Raw genomic sequence first — 17,270 nt, 5'->3', positions numbered from 1 at the left:
CAGGGGTCACGGGGGTACCTCATGAACAGGGGTGGCAGCACCGGCCTCTTCGCGGGCAAGCCCGCTCCCACAGGGTTTGGCACAGGCGCTGAGGGCTGAGGAGTACCTGTGGGAGCGGGCTTGCCCGCGAAAGGGCCGGTACAGACAACATCAGGCTTCAGGCAAGAAAAAGCCGCCTCGAAAGGCGGCTTGTTCAATTGGCTCAGGCCTGCGGACGCATATGTGGGAACAGGATCACATCGCGGATCGACGGCGAGTTGGTCAGCAGCATTACCAGGCGGTCGATACCGATGCCTTCACCGGCTGTCGGCGGCATGCCGTATTCCAGGGCGCGGACGAAGTCGGCATCGTAGTGCATGGCTTCGTCGTCACCGGCATCCTTCTCGGCCACCTGGGCCAGGAAGCGCTCGGCCTGGTCTTCGGCATCGTTAAGCTCGGAGTAGGCGTTGGCGATTTCGCGGCCACCGATGAACAGCTCGAAGCGGTCGGTCACAGCCGGGTTGTCGTCGTTGCGACGGGCCAGCGGCGACACTTCGAACGGGTACTCGGTGATGAAGTGCGGCTGCTCCAGCTTGTGCTCGACCAGCTCTTCGAAAATCATCACCTGCAGCTTGCCCAGGCCTTCGTGGCCCAGCACCTTGGCACCGGCTTTCTTGGCGATGTCACGGGCCTTGTCGACGTCCTGCAGGTCGGCGGCGGTCAGCTCGGGGTTGTACTTGAGGATCGAGTCGAACACCGACAGGCGCACGAACGGCTCGCCGAAGTGGAACACCTTGTCGCCGTACGGCACGTCGGTGCTGCCCAGCACCAGCTGCGCCAGCTCGCGGAACAGCTCTTCGGTGAGGTCCATGTTGTCGTTGTAGTCGGCGTAGGCCTGGTAGAACTCGAGCATGGTGAACTCGGGGTTGTGCCGGGTCGATACACCTTCGTTACGGAAGTTGCGGTTGATCTCGAAGACTTTCTCGAAACCACCGACCACCAGGCGCTTGAGGTACAGCTCCGGCGCGATACGCAGGAACATGGCCATGTCCAGGGCGTTGTGGTGGGTTTCGAACGGCTTGGCCGCGGCGCCGCCGGGGATGGTCTGCAGCATCGGCGTTTCGACTTCGAGGAAGTCACGCTCGATCAGGAACTTGCGAATGTGCGAGATCACCTGCGAGCGGACGCGGAAGGTGTGGCGGGTTTCTTCGTTGACCATCAGGTCGACGTAACGCTGACGGTAGCGCTGCTCGGTGTCGGTCAGGCCGTGGTGCTTGTCAGGCAGCGGGCGCAGCGACTTGGTCAGCAGGCGCACGTTGGTCATCTCGACGTACAGGTCGCCTTTGCCGGAGCGGGCCAGGGTGCCCTCGGCGCTGATGATGTCGCCCAGGTCCCAGGTCTTGACGGCGGCCAGGGTTTCTTCCGGCAGGGTCTTGCGGTTGACGTAGACCTGGATGCGACCGGTCATGTCCTGGATGACCATGAACGAGCCACGATTGAGCATGATGCGCCCGGCAACCTTGACCGGAATCGCTGCAGCTTCCAGTTCTTCCTTGGTCTTGTCGGCGTACTGCTTCTGCAGGTCGTTGCAGTAGCTGTCGCGACGGAAGTCATTGGGGAAGGCATTGCCCTTGGCGCGCTCAGCGGCAAGTTTTTCCTTGCGCAGGGCGATCAGGGTGTTTTCTTCCTGTTGCAGGTCTTGCGGTGCGCTATTGAGGTCGCTCATGTGGTCACATCTTCCATCAGGGAATTCATTGCCCTCGCCCGCAGGCGAGGGTCTTCTCAGCAGGTGTGAAGCTTACAAGCCCTGTTTCAGGCTGGCTTCCAGATATTCGTCGATATCGCCGTCGAGCACCTTGTTGCAGTCGCTGCGTTCAACGTTGGTGCGCAGGTCCTTGATCCGCGACGCGTCGAGCACGTACGAGCGAATCTGGTGGCCCCAGCCGATGTCCGATTTGCTGTCTTCCAAGGCTTGGGAGGCGGCGCTACGCTTCTGCATTTCCAGCTCGTACAACTTGGCCCGCAGCATTTTCATGGCGGTGTCTTTGTTGGCGTGCTGGGAACGTTCGTTCTGGCAGCTGACTACGGTATTGGTCGGCACGTGGGTGATACGCACCGCGGAGTCGGTGGTGTTGACGTGCTGGCCGCCGGCGCCGGAGGAGCGGTAGGTGTCGATACGCAGGTCGGACGGGTTGATCTCGATCTCGACCTTGTCGTCGATCTCGGGCGATACGAAGACGGCCGAGAACGAAGTGTGGCGACGGGCACCGGAGTCGAACGGGCTCTTGCGCACCAGGCGATGCACGCCGATTTCGGTACGCAGCCAGCCGAAGGCGTATTCGCCCTTGATGTGCACGGTAGCGCCCTTGATGCCGGCGACTTCACCTTCGGAGAGTTCCATGATGGTGGCGTCGAAACCGCGCTTGTCCGCCCAGCGCAGGTACATGCGCAGCAGGATGTTGGCCCAGTCCTGGGCTTCGGTGCCGCCAGAGCCGGCCTGGATGTCCAGGTAGGCGTTGTTCATGTCCATCTCACCGCTGAACATGCGGCGGAATTCGAGCTTGGCCAGGGATTCTTCGAGGCGCTGCAGCTCGGCGATCACGTCGTCAACGGCGCCTTCGTCGTTCTCTTCGACGGCCATGTCCAGCAGGTCGCGGCAGTCGTTCAGGCCACCGGACAGTTCATCCAGGGTCTCGACGATCTGCTTGAGGGTAGCGAGCTCGCGGCCCAGTTCCTGGGCATATTCGGGCTTGTTCCAGACGTTTGGATCTTCCAGCTCGCGATTAACTTCGATCAGGCGGTCATGCTTGTGATCGTAGTCAAAGATACCCCCGAATGGACTGGGAACGCTCGGTGAGGTCCTTGATGGTGTTCAGGATCGGTTGGATTTCCATGGGCGGGGGTTCTCGTGCGAATTCGGTGAAAAGCCTGCGAGTATAACTGAGTCGGCGCGGTGGGGCCCAGCCCCACCTGTCCTGTGTGGTGGCCCCAATACCGCCTAAAAACCAAACCCACACTCATGCTCTTGATCCGGCTTTTGATTTGGCTTTTGATCTTGATCTTGATCTGGCTTTTGATCTTCAGCGACTCAGGAGGCCGAGCGTAGGCGTCTGTAGGGCCAGGTGCGCAGCACCCTTCGGCGTAGCCGAAGGCGCGAGATGTAGGTTTGCGTAGCAAACCGTAGGCCGCGCGGGCCCGTAAGACGCCGGAGCGAGGGGACCCCGAAGCGCAGCGTAGGGGCCGTATGATGGAGCGCAGACCTTTTGGGTTACTTTTTGGGGCGTTTGCCAAAAAGTGACCCGCTGTAAGAGCGGAAAGGTGATTAAGCGTCGCCATCGCAAATGGACTTTGCCAGATCTCAATACCAGCGGTTGGAGCACAAAGCACAAAGCACAAAGCACAACTATGGGCGGACACACCGCGTAGACATTCATTTACGATAGCGGCGCACACTCACCTTTCCGCCCTTACGGCGGGTCACTTTTTTTCTTGGAAAAAAGTAACCAAAAACCGCTTGCTCCATCATACGGCCCCTACGCTGCGCTTCGGGGTCCCCTCGCTCCGGTGCCTTCCGGGCCCGCGCGGCCTACGGTTTGCTCCGCAAACCTACATCTCGCGCCTTCGGCTACGCCGAAGGGTGCTGCGCACCTGGCCCTCCAGTCACCTCCACTCGGCCTCCTGAAGTCGCAGAAGATCAAGATCAAGATCAAAAACAAGATCAAAAGCTGATGCAGCAGCTAGTTCAGGCAATACCCACCTGGTTACGCCCGCTGTCCTTGGCCTGATACAACCCCTTATCCGCCGCCGAAATCAGCTGCCGACAATGCCCACCAACAGCCGGCGTCTGGGTCGCCAAACCAATGCTCACGGTCAACCGCGAATCCGCCACCGGCGCATTATGCGGAATCCCCACCCCCAACACCGTCTGGCGCAGTTTCTCAGCAATCAGCCGCGCCCCACCCGGGGACGTATTGGGCAACACCAAGGCAAACTCCTCGCCCCCATAGCGCGCCGGCAAATCAGTCGGCCGCGAGCACGAACCACGGATCGCTTCAGCCACCTGACGCAACGCCTCATCCCCCGCCAGATGCCCGAAGCTGTCGTTATAAGCCTTGAAGTAGTCGACATCGATCATCAGCAACGACAACTGCTGCTGCTCACGCATCGCCCGACGCCACTCCAACTCCAGGTACTCATCGAAATGACGCCGGTTGGAAAGCCCAGTCAGGCCATCGGAATTCATCAACCGCTGCAGCATCAGATTGGAATCAAGCAACTGTTGCTGACTGACCCGCAAGGCGCGGTACGCCTCGTCACGCTGGAGCAAAGTCAAGTACGAGCGCGAGTGGTAGCGGATACGCGCAACCAGTTCGATGTTGTCCGGCAACTTGACCAAGTAGTCGTTGGCCCCCGCAGCAAACGCCGCACTCTTGACCAGCGGGTCTTCCTTGGTAGACAGGACGATGATCGGAATATCCTGCGTAGCCGGATTGTTCCGATACTCACGCACCAGGGTCAGCCCATCCAGGCCCGGCATGATCAGATCCTGCAGGATGACCGTCGGCTTGATGCGCATGGCCTGGGCTACCGCCTGGTGCGGGTCGGCGCAAAAATGGAAGTCGATGTTGTCTTCATGGGCCAGGCCACGACGCACCGCTTCGCCGATCATTGCCTGATCGTCGACCAACAAAACCATCGCCGAATTTTGGTGGGCGGTCGCGAAACCTTCGATCGGTAAATCATTCATACCTGTTCACCCGATCACTACCGGCCAGGCGGCGTGATTCAATACATATCGTCATTTTGCAAAGAATTCCATCAAGCGCCCAGCTATTCGCTCCAGCGGGCGGATTTCCACCGCTGCGTCGATCGCCGCGGCGGCCTTGGGCATGCCGTAGACGGCGCTGCTGGCCTGGTCCTGGGCGATGGTCAGAAAGCCCTGCTGGCGCATCAGTTTCAGGCCCTGGGCGCCGTCGCGGCCCATGCCCGTGAGCAGCACGCCCACGGCATCGCCGCGCCAGTAGCGCGCCACGCTCTCAAAGAACACATCGATCGAGGGCCGGTAGATTTCGTTGACGGGTTCGGCAGTGTAGGCCAGTTGGCCGTTTTGCAGCAGGCGAATATGGTGGTTGGTACCCGCCAGTAACACCTGCCCCGGTTGCGGCGGCTCACCTTCACGGGCCAGGCGCACCGGCAGGCCGGCCGCACTGCTGAGCCATTCAGCCATGCCAGCGGCAAACACCTGGTCAACATGCTGGACCAGCACGATGGCCGCCGGAAACGCCGGGGGCAAGCCCTTGAGCAGGAGCTCGAGCGCAGCCGGGCCGCCCGCCGACGAACCGATTGCCACCAGCCCACGACGCTGCGACGCTTCGCGCAATGGCGTGGCGACCGGGCGCTCGGCAGGCGTGCGCTGCTGGCCGATCAGCCAGCCGATATTGAGGATCTTGCGCAGCAAGGGTGCCGCCGCCTCTCGGGCATCACCCGCCCCCAGGGCCGGGGTATCGACTACATCCAGAGCGCCATGGCCCATGGCCTCGAACACCCGGTGCACGTTCTGCTTGCGATCGACCGTGACGATCACGATGGCGCAGGGGGTTTCGGCCATGATCCGCCGCGTCGCCTCGACCCCGTCCATCACCGGCATGATCAGGTCCATCAGGATCAAGTCAGGCTGCTGCTCAGCGCACAGTTGCACCGCCTCGGCGCCGTTGCCTGCCACCCAGATCACTTGGTGCGCGGGCTCGAAAGCCAGCGCCCGGCGCAACGCCTCCACCGCCATGGGCATATCGTTGACAATGGCGATCTTCATCCCTGAGCACCCCCAATCAGCTCCACCACCGCATCCAGCAACGCATCGTCGTGGAAACTGGCCTTTGCCAAATAATAGTCGGCGCCAGCATCCAGGCCACGCCGTCGGTCTTCCTCACGGTCCTTGTACGACACCACCATCACCGGCAGCGATTGCAAGCGCTGGTCCCGGCGCACCAGGGTGACCAGCTCGATGCCATCCATGCGGGGCATGTCGATGTCGGTGATCAACAAATCGAAATCATCGCCGCGCAAGGCATTCCAGCCGTCCATGCCATCCACCGCCACGGCCACGTCGTAACCACGGTTGCTCAGCAGTTTGCGCTGCAGCTCGCGCACGGTGAGCGAGTCGTCGACCACCAGGATACGTTTGCGGACCACGCCACGGGCGCCACTGCTACCCCGCTCGATGCGTTCCAGGCTGCCGGTACTGAGCAGTTTTTCAACCGAGCGCAGCAAGTCTTCGACGTCGACGATCAACACCACCGAACCGTCATCGAGCAAGGCGCCGGAGGAGATGTCCTGAACCTTGCCCAGGCGCTGATCCAGCGGCATCACCACCAGCACCCGCTCACCGATCAAGCGCTCCACGGCAACCCCATAAAGTTGCTCGCGCTCACGAATCACCACCACCCGCAGGCTGCGCTCATCGTCCTGCCCTGCCGGGCGGTTGAGCAACTGGCTTGCCGCCACCAGGCCGATATGCCGACCTTCGTGCCAGAAGTGCTGGCGCCCTTCGATCTGCACGATCTGCTCGGCGGTAACCTCCAGGGTGCGTTCGATATGCGCAAGCGGGAAGGCATACGCTTCGCCGCCCACCTCCACCACCAGGCTGCGCACCACCGACAGGGTCAGCGGTACTTGCAGATGGAAACGGCAACCCTGCCCGGCGACCTGCGTCAATTCGATCGACCCACGCAGCTCGCGGATCATGTGTTGCACAGCGTCCAGGCCAACCCCGCGCCCCGACACCTCGGTCACCTTGTCGCGCAGGCTGAAACCGGGCAGGAACAGGAACGTCATCAGCTCCGCCTCGCTCATCCGCGCCACGGTGTCGGCAGGCGACATGGCACGCTCGACGATGGCGCTACGCAGGCGTTCCAGGTCGATGCCGGCGCCATCGTCGATCAGCTCAAGGCTGAGCATGCCGGCTTGGTGCGAGGCGCGCAGGCGAATCACGCCCTCCTGCGCCTTGCCTGCCAGCAGGCGCCGCTCTGGCAGTTCGATGCCATGGTCGACCGCATTGCGCAGCAGGTGGGTCAGCGGTGCTTCGAGTTTTTCCAGCACATCGCGGTCAACCTGGGTTTTTTCCCCTTCGATGACCAAGCGCACCGGCTTGTTCAGGGACCGCCCCAGATCACGGACCATGCGGCTTTGCCCGGCCAGTACGTCGGCGAAAGGCCGCATCCGGCAGGCCAGGGCCGTGTCGTAAAGCAATTGTGCGCGTTGGCTGGCCTGCCAGCCGAATTCGTCAAGGTCGGCGGCCTGCTGCTGCAGGATCTGCTGGGTTTCTGCCAGCAGACGCTGGGTCTGGGCCAGGGCTTCGAGCACTTCACTGCTCTGGCCACTGTCTTCCAGTTGCATACGCAAACCATCGAGAGCCTGCATGCCCTGGCCGTGCATGCGCTTGAGGCGCTGCAAAGTGGCCAGGTAAGGCTTGAGCCGCTGGGTCTCCACCAGCGACTTGCTGGACAGGTCGAGCAAGCTGTTGAGGCGGTCGGCGGTGACCCGCAGCACACGCTCCGCGCCTTCGCCAGCGCGTTTGCCAGCCTTGCGCCGTGGCGCGGGCTCAAGCTCGAATTCCGCCTCCACGGCCTCGGGGGCCATCGGCATGGCTTGCACCCGCATGGCTTCGACCGGGATGGCTTGCACGGGTGCTGCCGGCAGAATCGGGGCCAAAGGCACAGGCGCAGCGCCTGGGTCCAGCAAGCTGGCCATCTGCGCGAGAAACACTGGCAGCGTCGCTTGCGCGGCAGTGTCGCCTGGCGTTGCGATTCGCATCAACAGGTCGGTGCCCTGCAGCAGCGCATCGATATGCTCGGCGTTCAGCCGCAAGCGGCCTTCCTGGGCAGCCACCAGGCAGTCTTCCATGACGTGGGCAACACTGACGCCAGCGTCGACCCCGACAATGCGCGCCGCCCCCTTCAGGGAGTGGGCCGCACGCATGCAGGCCTCCAGCTGGTCGGCCTGGGTGGGGTTGCGCTCCAGCGCCATCAGGCCAGCGCTGAGTACCTGGGTCTGCGCCTCGGCTTCCAGGCTGAACAGCTCGAGCAACGATGCGTCGCGCATTTGCTCTGGGGTCATGTCAGGCTCCGCTGCACCGCAGACAGTAATTGTTGATCGTCCAGCACCCGCACGCTGCGACCACGCCACTGCAGCACCGCTGCGGTGAAGTGCCTAGCGTCCTGGCCACTGTTCAGCAGTGCCGGGTCAAGCCGATGAATGCCGTCGATCTCTTCGACCGCCATCACCACTGGCCCCCCTTCGGCAGCCAGAATCAGCATGCGCGGCATCTCGCGGCCGCTGCGCTGCTGGCCGGCGGTCGGCTGCACCCCCAGCAGGTCAGCCAGCGAAAGGCACGGCACCAAGGCACCGCGAACGTTGGCGACGCCTTGCAACACTCGGGAACGCTGGTGCGGTAGCGAGTGTACTGCCTGCAAGGGCGCGATTTCCGCCAGGCAGGCGGTCGCCAGGGCCAGCCATTCTTCGCCGAGCCTGAACAACAGCATGGAGTGGCCGAGCGCTTCCTCGGCAGCCTCAGCCACCACGGCCTGGTCATCCTGTAGCAGGGCATAACGGTCGAGCAGGCGCGTGGCGGCGCTGGCATAGACTTCACAATTGCGGCAGTGGATGTGCCGCTCCAGCAGCGGGCACTGTTTGTCACCGTGCACGCCGATGCGGTTCCAGCAGTCGTCGATGCCCTCGTCGGCCTGGGCAAGCAGCTGCATCGCAGATTTACCCCTCATCGTTCAGACTCCCGACTCGCCCGCGCAGCACGCGCCTGCAAACGCTGGGCACCGGCCAGGTCGCCCTGGGCCGCGAGCAAAGCGGCCAGATGCACCAGGGCCTCGGGATGCTGCGGCTCAAGATACAAAGCCTTGCGATAATGGGTCAGCGCCTCGCCGGCATCGCCTTCGGTGTCGCTGAGCAACCCCAGCCAGTAGTAAACCTGCGCGGTCGGCGCGAACTGGCTCAAGTAGCGCTGGCAGGCGGCGCGCGCCTGCGCACTGGCCCCTGCATTGGCATGCTGGGCAATGCTGGCCAGCAGCTCGGCTGCATGCTCAGCCTGGCTTTCGCGCGGCAGCGGCGCCTTGGCAGTGGCCGGCAGCGCTCGCAGTGGCCGCGCCAGTGGCGGGGTCGGCGGTGGGTACGCGGGCATGGCCAGAGGCGGCAGCGCGCGCCTGGCTGGCTCGGGCGTCGTGGCGGCCGGCGCGATGCCGCCCTCCTGGCGCACATAGGCAAACGACTGCGCAATACCCAGCGGACGCATCCCCAGCCGGGCCAGCAAGCTGCCTTCGGCAGGCCCGATGAACAGCACGCCCTGGGCGTGGGCCAGGCGCTTGAGCACTTCGAAGACGCGCTGCTGGGTGGGCACGTCGAAATAGATCAACAGGTTGCGACAGAACACAAAATCGTACAGGCCATCACGGCTGGCAAGCGCCGGGTCCAGCACATTGCCTACCTGCAGGCTGACTTGCTGGCGGACTCGGTCATGCAAGCGGTGGCCGTCATCGAGCGCATCGAAAAAGCGCTCGCGAAAACTCAGGTTGCTGCCGCGAAAGGCATTGCGCCCGTAAACCGCCTGCTCACCTTTGGCTACCGAAATGGGGCTGATGTCGATACCGTCGATGATGAACGAGCCAGGGCTCATGCCGCCGTCAAGCAGCGCCATGGCCAATGAATAGGGCTCCTCACCAGTCGAGCACGGCAGGCTGAGCAGCCGCACCGGACGCGCGCCGGCCAGTTCCGCGAGGCGTTTCTGGGCCAGGCCGACCAGGGCCGTGAAGGATTCGGGGTAACGGAAGAACCAGGTCTCCGGGACGATGACCGCCTCGATCAGTGCCTGTTGCTCGCCCGCCGACTGCTGCAGGCGCAGCCAGTAATCGTCCAGGTCCACCGCGTTCACGGCCGTGCAACGCTGGCGCAAGGCGCGCTCGACCATGGGCGCCCCCACCGACTCCACGTCCAGGCCGATACGCTCGCGCAGGTAGCGGAAGAAACGCTGTTCATTCATGTCGGCAGTCCTTGCTCAGGGGCACCGCAGTGTTCGGCAAACAACAGCTCGCGCACGGCATCCGTCAGCAGGTCATCGACTTCGATTCGCTGCAACAGGCCCTGGGCATCCTGGCGCACGGGGCCCAGGTAGGGGGCGTCGGCGTTGTCCAGGCCATACGGTTGGAATTCTTCGGGGCGGCAGCGCAAGGTCTCGGTCGCCTGCTCAAGGATCAGCCCGAGTTGCAGGTTGCCCCTGTAGCGCACCAGCACCAGGCGCGTACTGGTACGTTGCGCCGCTGCCTGGCCAAAGCTCAGCGCCGACAGGTCGACCACCGGCACCAGCGCGCCACGGTGCGCGAGAATGCCCGCGACCCACGACGGCGCCTGGGCGATCGGCTTGAGCGCCCGGCGCGGCAGCACCTCGATCACTTCGTGCACGTCCAGGGCGAAACGCTGGTCTGCGATGCGAAACAGCAGGTACAACGTGCCCTTGACGTCGCCCGCCTGCGCTGCGTGGGGTTGCAAGTCGTTCATCGCCGTCAGACTTTGAAGCGCGACACGCCGCCGCGCAGGCCTGCTGCCACTTGGCTGAGCTCGTCAATGGCAAAACTGGCCTGGCGCAGCGATTCTACCGTCTGGGTACTGGCATCGCTGAGCTGGGCCAGCGCCTGGTTGATCTGCTCGGCGCCGGTGGCCTGGGCCTGCATGCCTTCGTTGACCATCAGCACACGCGGCGCCAGGGCCTGCACCTGATTGATGATCTGGCTGAGCTGCTCGCCCACCTGCTGCACCTCGAACATGCCGCGGCGCACTTCTTCGGAAAACTTGTCCATGCCCATGACCCCGGCCGACACGGCCGACTGGATCTCACGCACCATCTGCTCGATGTCGTAGGTGGCCACGGCAGTCTGGTCGGCCAGGCGCCGTACCTCGGTCGCCACCACGGCGAAGCCCCGGCCATACTCGCCGGCCTTTTCGGCTTCGATGGCGGCATTGAGCGACAACAGGTTGGTCTGGTCGGCGACCTTGACGATGGTCACCACCATCTGGGTGATATTGCTGGCCTTTTCATTGAGGATGCCAAGCTTGGCATTGACCAGGTCGGCGGCGCCCATCACCTGGTGCATGGTCTCTTCCATGCGGGCCAGGCCTTGCTGGCCGGAGCCGGCCAGGCTCGAGGCCTGATCGGCGGCAGACGTGACCTCGGTCATGGTGCGTACCAGGTCACGCGAGGTGGCGGCGATTTCCCGCGAGGTAGCGCCAATTTCGGTGGTGGTCGCGGCGGTCTCGGTGGCGGTGGCCTGCTGCTGCTTGGACGTGGCGGCGATCTCAGTCACCGAGGTGGTTACCTGCACCGACGAACGCTGGGCCTGGGACACCAGGTTGGCCAGTGCCTCGGCCATTTCATTGAAACCGCTTTCAATGGCGCCGAACTCGTCCTTGCGGTCCAGGCTCAGGCGCATGCTCAGGTCACCCGAACGCAACCGGTCGAGGGCGTGGACGATGCGCTGCATGGGCGCACTGATGGCACGCATCAGCAGCAACCCGCAGACCCCGGCGGCCACGATTGCCAGCAGCAGCGACACCATCATGCTGCCCTTGGCCGTGCTCACGGCGCTGACGATGTCGTGGGTGGCGGCATCGGCGGAGGCTCGGTTGTTCTCGATCACCTCGTTCAGGTGCTTGCGGCCATCGATCCAGGCCGGGGTCAGCACCTCGTTGATCAGCCGTTCGGCTTCGACATAGTTGTGCTGACGGTAGGTCTCCAGCACCTGGCCGACGATCTTGATGTAGTTCTCTTCCAGCTGCACGAAGCTGTCGAAACGGGTCTGGTCCGCGCTGTCCTTGATAGTGCTCTGGTAGCTGGCCATGTGTTGCTTGAGGCGGTCCTCGAAGCTCTTGAACAGCTCCATGTCCGCCGACGTGATGTCGCGACGGTTGGACAGGCCCACCAGCTGCTGGCTGGTAACGTAGCTGTCGACCCACGCACTGCGGATCATCGAGCTGTAGTAGACCCCAGGGATGCTGTCGGTCCCCACTGCCTCCTCGGCACTTTCGATCGCCACCAACCGCGAGTAGGCGGCCACGATCATCAGCAGCATGATGGCGATGATCACGGCGAAACTTGCCAGGATCCGTTGGCGCAAGGTCCAGTTTTTCACATTCAGCCCTCAGGAATTCACAACGAGCGGGAAAAATCGCCGAAGTATAGCCCAGGCATCCTACGCTTTTGCGGCTGAAATGCGGGTATTCAGGCATCCTTGCCTGATGGACAAGCCAAGTAGCGTGCTATTGGCCTGCAGCCAGCCGGACCTGGCTCTCCAGTTCCTGGCGCAAGGCGGGGTCCAGGCGCAGCTGGCGGGCCAGTTCGTCCAGGTAGGCGCGCTCCATGAAGTTCTCCTGATCGACCATCATCACACTGGCCAGGTACATCTCGGCGGCCATTTCCGGCGTTTGCGCGGCACGCGCCACCTCTGCCGGGTCCAACGGTTTGTTGAGTTCGGCGTGCAGCCAGTGTTGCAGTTCGCGATCCGTGTCCAGGCGGGTGAATTCGCCTTCGATCAAGGCACGCTCGCGCTCATCGATATGGCCATCGGACTTGGCCGCAGCCACCAGTGCGCGCAGCACCGCCTGGCTGTGCTGCTCGGCCTGGGCCGGCGGCAGACGGTCGAGGGTCTGCGGCTCTGACGCCTGCCCTGCCCCCTGCTGGCGCGCCTGCCAGTTGCCATAGGCCTTGTAGGCCAGCACGCCGAGTGCGGCAAGGCCGCCGTAAGTCAGGGCTTTGCCGCCGTACTTGCGGGCCTTCTTGCTACCCAGCAACAGGCCCAGTGCCCCAGCCCCCAACGCGCCGCCACCCACGCCAGAAAGCAGCCCGCCAAGGCCACCGGCACTGGTGCCTGGCTTGTTTGAGCCGCCTTTACCGGCCTGTTTTTCAAGCAGTTGCTGGCCGGACTTGAGCAGTTGGTCGAGCAATCCGCGGGTGTTCATTCAGGTGCCTCCAGACGTTGCAAAGGAGCGGCCAGATTAAGCCTTGCTCAAGGGATCGCCACGGGGGGATTTGCTTCCGGATGTTGCATTGGCCAGCAAAAAGCCAACTAGACTCGATTTCGCCAATACCTCGCGCAATCGCACTACGCTTATAACACTCGCTTCACTGCTTTCTTGATGACTGCCCGATCTCCACGAAGAGGGAACACCATGTCAGCGCACAAGACCGCATTGCTCGGCGCCGTGACCGGCGCGTTGCTGGCCAGCGCCAGCCTGCAGGCCGCCGAACCGCTAAAAGCCCTGGGGGCCGGCGAAGGGCGCCTGGATATCGTCGCCTGGCCCGGCTACATCGAGCGCGGTGAAAGCGACAAGGCCTACGATTGGGTCACCGGTTTTGAAAAGGAAACCGGCTGCAAGGTCAGCGTCAAGACGGCCGCCACCTCGGACGAGATGGTCAGCCTGATGACCAAGGGCGGCTACGACCTGGTCACCGCCTCGGGCGATGCGTCGCTGCGGCTGATCGCCGGCAAGCGGGTACAGCCGATCAACACCGCGTTGATTCCCAACTGGAAAAACATCGACCCGCGCCTGCAGAACGGCGGCTGGTACGTGGTCGACAAGCAGGCCTACGGCACCCCGTACCAGTGGGGGCCGAACGTGCTGCTGTACAACACCACCGTATTCAACCAGGCGCCGACCAGCTGGGGCGTGGTCTTCGAACCGCAAAACCTGCCCGACGGCAAGCCCAACAAGGGCCGCGTGCAAGCCTATGACGGGCCGATCTACATCGCCGATGCGGCGCTGTACCTGAAATCGGCCAAGCCGGAACTGGGCATCCAGGACCCTTACGAACTGAACGAGGCCCAGTACAAGGCCGTGCTCGAACTGCTGCGCCAGCAACAGCCGCTGATCCACCGCTACTGGCATGACGCCACGGTGCAGATGAGCGATGTGAAGAACGAAGGCGTGGTCGCTTCCAGCTCCTGGGGCTACATGGTCAACGGCCTGAAAGCCGAGAACCAGCCGGTGGCCTCGACCATTCCCAAGGAAGGCGCCACGGGCTGGGCCGACACCACCATGCTGCACAGCGAGGCCAAACACCCCAACTGTGCCTACAAATGGATGGACTGGTCGCTGCAACCGAAGGTGCAGGGCGATGTGGCCGCCTGGTTCGGCTCGTTGCCGGCAGTGCCTGCAGCATGCACCGGCAGCGAACTGCTGGGTGCCGAAGGGTGCAGGACCAATGGCTTCGACAACTTCGACAAGATCGCTTTCTGGAAGACCCCGCAGGCCCAGGGCGGCAAGTTCGTGCCGTACAGCCGCTGGACGCAGGATTATATTGCGATCATGGGCGGGCGCTAAGGTCGAATGAGCCTGTCCCGGCCCCTTCGCGGGGCAAGCCCGCTCCCACAAGGGCAGCGTCGCTACGGTCCATGTGGGAGCGGGCTTGCCCCGCGAAGGGGCCGGTGCAGGCACTACAAGCACAGCTGAGTACCGCCCATGCCCCTAGCCGTCCAGTTCACCCAAGTCTCGCGCACCTTCGGCGAGGTCAAGGCCGTCGATCAGGTCAGCATCGACATCGAAGATGGCGAGTTCTTCTCCATGCTCGGCCCTTCCGGCTCGGGCAAGACCACCTGCCTGCGCCTGATCGCAGGCTTCGAGCAACCCAACAGTGGTTCGATCCGCATCCATGGCGTCGAAGCCGCAGGTGTGCCGCCCTACCAGCGTGACGTCAACACCGTGTTCCAGGACTACGCCCTGTTCCCGCACATGAACGTGCGCGACAACATCGCTTATGGCCTCAAGGTCAAGGGCGTGGCCAAGGCCGAGCGCCATGCCCGCGCCGACGAGGCTCTGGCGATGGTGGCGCTGGCCGGTTACGGTGCGCGCAAACCGGCGCAGCTGTCCGGCGGCCAGCGCCAGCGCGTCGCCCTCGCCCGCGCCCTGGTCAACCGCCCACGGGTGCTGCTGCTCGACGAACCGCTCGGGGCGCTGGACCTGAAACTTCGCGAGCAGATGCAGGGCGAACTGAAAAAGCTCCAGCGCCAGCTGGGTATCACCTTCATCTTCGTCACCCACGACCAGACCGAAGCGCTGTCGATGTCCGACCGGGTCGCGGTGTTCAACCGCGGCCGCATCGAACAGGTCGACACCCCGCGTAACCTGTACATGAAGCCGGCCACTACCTTCGTTGCCGAGTTCGTCGGCACCTCGAACGTGGTGCGTGGCGAGCTGGCCGAGCAACTCAACGGCAGCTGCGCACCGTTTTCCATCCGCCCCGAACATATCCGCCTGGGCGAACAGGCCGCCGCCAACCATGAGGTGCAGGTCAGCGGCCTGCTGCACGATGTGCAGTACCAAGGCAGTGCCACCCGCTTCGAACTGCTGCTGGACAGCGGCCAACTGCTGACGGTGAGCCAGGCCAACGACCGCTGGCAGGCACAGGCGCACACCTGGCAGGCCGGCCAGCGGGTGTTGGCGCGCTGGCCCCGTGAAGCAATGACGGCACTCCAGGAAACCGTGCTCGACGAGGGCCGCTAAGATGACCGCGCCCCGTGCCAACCCAGGTCCGCTGCGCCGGTTTTCCAACCTGTTGTACCGGCGCCCCAACCTCTACCTGATGCTGTTGCTGATCCCGCCGCTGACCTGGTTCGGGGCGATCTATCTGGGCTCGTTGCTGAACCTGCTGTGGCAGGGTTTCTATACCTTCGACGACTTCACCATGGCGGTGACCCCGGACCTGACCCTGGGCAACTTTGCGGCGCTGTTCAACCCGTCGAACTTCGACATCATCCTGCGCACCTTGGGCATGGCAGTGGCGGTGTCGCTGGCCAGCGCGGTACTGGCCTTCCCTATCGCCTACTACATGGCGCGCTATACCAGCGGCAAGACCAAGGCATTTTTCTACATCGCGGTGATGATGCCGATGTGGGCCAGCTACATCGTCAAGACCTATGCCTGGACCCTGCTGCTGGCCAAGGGCGGCGTGGCCCAGTGGTTCGTCCAGGTGCTGCACCTGGATGGCCTGCTGCAAGCGGTGCTGACGGTGCCAGGCGTAGGTGGCAGCACCCTGTCGACATCGCACCTGGGGCGCTTCATGGTGTTCGTGTACATCTGGCTGCCGTTCATGATCCTGCCGATCCAGGCCTCGCTCGAACGCCTGCCACCGTCCCTGCTGCAGGCGTCGGCGGACCTGGGGGCGAGGCCTGGGCAAACGTTCTGGCAGGTGATCCTGCCGCTGTCGATCCCAGGCATTGCCGCAGGCTCGATCTTCACCTTCTCCCTGACCTTGGGCGACTTCATCGTGCCACAGCTGGTCGGCCCGCCCGGTTACTTCATCGGCAGCATGGTCTACGCCCAACAGGGGGCGATCGGCAACATGCCGATGGCCGCTGCGTTCACCCTGGTGCCCATCGTGCTGATTGCGGTCTACCTGTCCATCGTCAAGCGCCTGGGGGCATTCGATGCACTCTGAAAAAGCATCAACGGGCCTGCGCCTGGCGGCCTGGGGCGGGTTGCTGTTCCTGCACTTCCCGATCCTGATCATCGTCCTCTACGCGTTCAATACCGAAGATGCGGCGTTCAGCTTCCCCCCCAAAGGGTTTACCCTCAACTGGTTCGCCGTGGCCTTCGCGCGCCCGGATGTGCTCGAATCCATCAAGCTGTCGCTGCAGGTCGCCTGCCTGGCCACGTTGATTGCCCTGGTGCTCGGCACCCTGGCCTCGGCGGCGCTGTACCGGCGCAGCTTTTTTGGCAAGGAGGGCATTTCGCTGATGCTGATCCTACCGATTGCCCTGCCCGGCATCATCACCGGTATCGCCCTGCTCTCGGCGTTCAAGAGCCTGGGCATCGAGCCTGGCCTGTTCACCATCGTGGTCGGCCACGCGACCTTTTGCGTGGTGATCGTCTACAACAACGTCATCGCCCGCCTGCGGCGGACCTCGCAGAGCCTGATCGAAGCCTCGATGGACCTTGGAGCGGATGGCTGGCAGACCTTCCGCTACATCATCCTGCCCAATCTCGGCTCGGCGTTGCTGGCGGGCGGCATGCTGGCCTTTGCCCTGTCGTTCGACGAAATCATCGTCACCACCTTTACCGCCGGCCACGAACGCACGCTGCCGATCTGGTTGCTCAACCAGCTCAGCCGACCACGCGACGTGCCCGTGACCAATGTGGTCGCCATGCTGGTGATGCTGGTGACCATGCTGCCGATCCTTGGCGCCTATTACCTGACCCGCGGCGGAGAAAGCGTGGCGGGCAGTGGCAAATGACCCTGG

The 17,270-nt window shown here is 63.5% G+C and carries 14 protein-coding genes; 4 read left to right on the top strand and 10 right to left on the bottom strand.

Going from position 1 to position 17,270, the window contains the following annotated elements; genetic code table 11:
* Window positions 1-202: 202 nt before the first annotated feature.
* From lysS to ACSSU5_RS16135, 10 genes are all read right to left on the bottom strand, one after another.
* Window positions 203-1,705, bottom strand: a complete 1,503-nt coding sequence (gene lysS / locus ACSSU5_RS16180) for a lysine--tRNA ligase (RefSeq protein ID WP_264310028.1) — start codon at window positions 1,703-1,705, stop codon at window positions 203-205.
* A gap of 72 nt (window positions 1,706-1,777) precedes the next feature.
* A protein-coding gene (prfB, locus tag ACSSU5_RS16175) for a peptide chain release factor 2 (RefSeq protein WP_492559283.1) occupies window positions 1,778-2,873 on the bottom strand; the annotation gives its coding sequence in 2 pieces (ribosomal slippage) (window positions 1,778-2,800 and window positions 2,802-2,873; 1,095 coding nt in all).
* A gap of 848 nt (window positions 2,874-3,721) precedes the next feature.
* Window positions 3,722-4,726: a Wsp signal transduction system regulator diguanylate cyclase WspR gene (wspR, locus tag ACSSU5_RS16170; protein WP_492559282.1), complete on the bottom strand. Its 1,005-nt coding sequence runs from the start codon at window positions 4,724-4,726 to the stop codon at window positions 3,722-3,724.
* A 51-nt stretch (window positions 4,727-4,777) separates the two neighbouring features.
* Complete coding sequence (wspF, locus tag ACSSU5_RS16165; protein ID WP_492559281.1) at window positions 4,778-5,791, bottom strand: Wsp signal transduction system protein-glutamate methylesterase WspF; 1,014 nt, start codon at window positions 5,789-5,791, stop codon at window positions 4,778-4,780.
* Window positions 5,788-8,094, bottom strand: coding sequence for a hybrid sensor histidine kinase/response regulator (locus ACSSU5_RS16160; RefSeq protein ID WP_492559280.1), 2,307 nt, complete (start codon window positions 8,092-8,094; stop codon window positions 5,788-5,790). Before ACSSU5_RS16160 ends, wspF begins: the two co-directional genes overlap by 4 nt.
* A complete protein-coding gene (locus tag ACSSU5_RS16155; protein ID WP_264310033.1) occupies window positions 8,091-8,756 on the bottom strand; it encodes a chemotaxis protein CheW in 666 nt (221 codons plus the stop codon). Before ACSSU5_RS16155 ends, ACSSU5_RS16160 begins: the two co-directional genes overlap by 4 nt.
* A complete protein-coding gene (locus tag ACSSU5_RS16150; RefSeq protein WP_492559279.1) occupies window positions 8,753-10,024 on the bottom strand; it encodes a CheR family methyltransferase in 1,272 nt (423 codons plus the stop codon). The genes ACSSU5_RS16155 and ACSSU5_RS16150 overlap by 4 nt, the downstream gene beginning before the upstream one ends.
* Window positions 10,021-10,539 carry a chemotaxis protein CheW gene (locus tag ACSSU5_RS16145; RefSeq protein ID WP_264310035.1) on the bottom strand — a complete coding sequence of 173 codons (519 nt, stop codon included), beginning with the start codon at window positions 10,537-10,539 and terminating at the stop codon, window positions 10,021-10,023. The genes ACSSU5_RS16150 and ACSSU5_RS16145 overlap by 4 nt, the downstream gene beginning before the upstream one ends.
* Window positions 10,540-10,544: 5 nt before the next feature.
* Window positions 10,545-12,167 (bottom strand): methyl-accepting chemotaxis protein, encoded by a 1,623-nt coding sequence (locus ACSSU5_RS16140; RefSeq protein ID WP_264310036.1) that lies wholly within the window; start codon window positions 12,165-12,167, stop codon window positions 10,545-10,547.
* Window positions 12,168-12,294: 127 nt separating this feature from the next.
* On the bottom strand, window positions 12,295-12,993 hold the full coding sequence (locus ACSSU5_RS16135; protein ID WP_492559278.1) for a tellurite resistance TerB family protein: 699 nt from the start codon (window positions 12,991-12,993) through the stop codon (window positions 12,295-12,297).
* 210 nt (window positions 12,994-13,203) lie between these two features.
* On the opposite strand from ACSSU5_RS16135, the gene ydcS reads away from it, so the two are divergent.
* The 4 genes from ydcS to ACSSU5_RS16115 all read left to right on the top strand — a co-directional run bounded on the left by ydcS (window position 13,204) and on the right by ACSSU5_RS16115 (window position 17,264).
* Window positions 13,204-14,355, top strand: a complete 1,152-nt coding sequence (ydcS, locus tag ACSSU5_RS16130) for a putative ABC transporter substrate-binding protein YdcS (RefSeq protein WP_492559277.1) — start codon at window positions 13,204-13,206, stop codon at window positions 14,353-14,355.
* 138 nt (window positions 14,356-14,493) lie between these two features.
* Entirely contained in the window at window positions 14,494-15,534 is a 1,041-nt protein-coding gene (locus tag ACSSU5_RS16125; RefSeq protein WP_492559276.1) for an ABC transporter ATP-binding protein, read from the top strand.
* 1 nt (window position 15,535) lies between these two features.
* Window positions 15,536-16,468, top strand: a complete 933-nt coding sequence (locus tag ACSSU5_RS16120; protein WP_264310040.1) for an ABC transporter permease — start codon at window positions 15,536-15,538, stop codon at window positions 16,466-16,468.
* Window positions 16,458-17,264 (top strand): ABC transporter permease, encoded by an 807-nt coding sequence (locus ACSSU5_RS16115; protein ID WP_492559275.1) that lies wholly within the window; start codon window positions 16,458-16,460, stop codon window positions 17,262-17,264. The genes ACSSU5_RS16120 and ACSSU5_RS16115 overlap by 11 nt, the downstream gene beginning before the upstream one ends.
* Window positions 17,265-17,270 lie beyond the last annotated feature (6 nt).

It is taken from the genome of Pseudomonas sp. E1MeOHC2 (assembly GCF_058745025.1).
The sequence above is the reverse complement of the archived record's forward strand: the minus strand, read 5'-3'. Positions and strand labels throughout refer to the sequence as shown.

What these genes read in the sequence shown, in the direction of transcription:
- ACSSU5_RS16160 (WP_492559280.1), bottom strand. Translation starts at nt 8,094, where the DNA reads ATGACCCCAGAGCAAATGCGCGACGCATCGTTGCTCGAGCTGTTCAGC.
- ACSSU5_RS16135 (WP_492559278.1), bottom strand. Translation starts at nt 12,993, where the DNA reads ATGAACACCCGCGGATTGCTCGACCAACTGCTCAAGTCCGGCCAGCAA.
- ydcS (WP_492559277.1), top strand. Translation starts at nt 13,204, where the DNA reads ATGTCAGCGCACAAGACCGCATTGCTCGGCGCCGTGACCGGCGCGTTG.
- wspR (WP_492559282.1), bottom strand. Translation starts at nt 4,726, where the DNA reads ATGAATGATTTACCGATCGAAGGTTTCGCGACCGCCCACCAAAATTCG.
- ACSSU5_RS16120 (WP_264310040.1), top strand. Translation starts at nt 15,536, where the DNA reads ATGACCGCGCCCCGTGCCAACCCAGGTCCGCTGCGCCGGTTTTCCAAC.
- lysS (WP_264310028.1), bottom strand. Translation starts at nt 1,705, where the DNA reads ATGAGCGACCTCAATAGCGCACCGCAAGACCTGCAACAGGAAGAAAAC.
- ACSSU5_RS16115 (WP_492559275.1), top strand. Translation starts at nt 16,458, where the DNA reads ATGCACTCTGAAAAAGCATCAACGGGCCTGCGCCTGGCGGCCTGGGGC.
- ACSSU5_RS16145 (WP_264310035.1), bottom strand. Translation starts at nt 10,539, where the DNA reads ATGAACGACTTGCAACCCCACGCAGCGCAGGCGGGCGACGTCAAGGGC.
- ACSSU5_RS16125 (WP_492559276.1), top strand. Translation starts at nt 14,494, where the DNA reads ATGCCCCTAGCCGTCCAGTTCACCCAAGTCTCGCGCACCTTCGGCGAG.
- wspF (WP_492559281.1), bottom strand. Translation starts at nt 5,791, where the DNA reads ATGAAGATCGCCATTGTCAACGATATGCCCATGGCGGTGGAGGCGTTG.
- ACSSU5_RS16150 (WP_492559279.1), bottom strand. Translation starts at nt 10,024, where the DNA reads ATGAATGAACAGCGTTTCTTCCGCTACCTGCGCGAGCGTATCGGCCTG.
- ACSSU5_RS16155 (WP_264310033.1), bottom strand. Translation starts at nt 8,756, where the DNA reads ATGAGGGGTAAATCTGCGATGCAGCTGCTTGCCCAGGCCGACGAGGGC.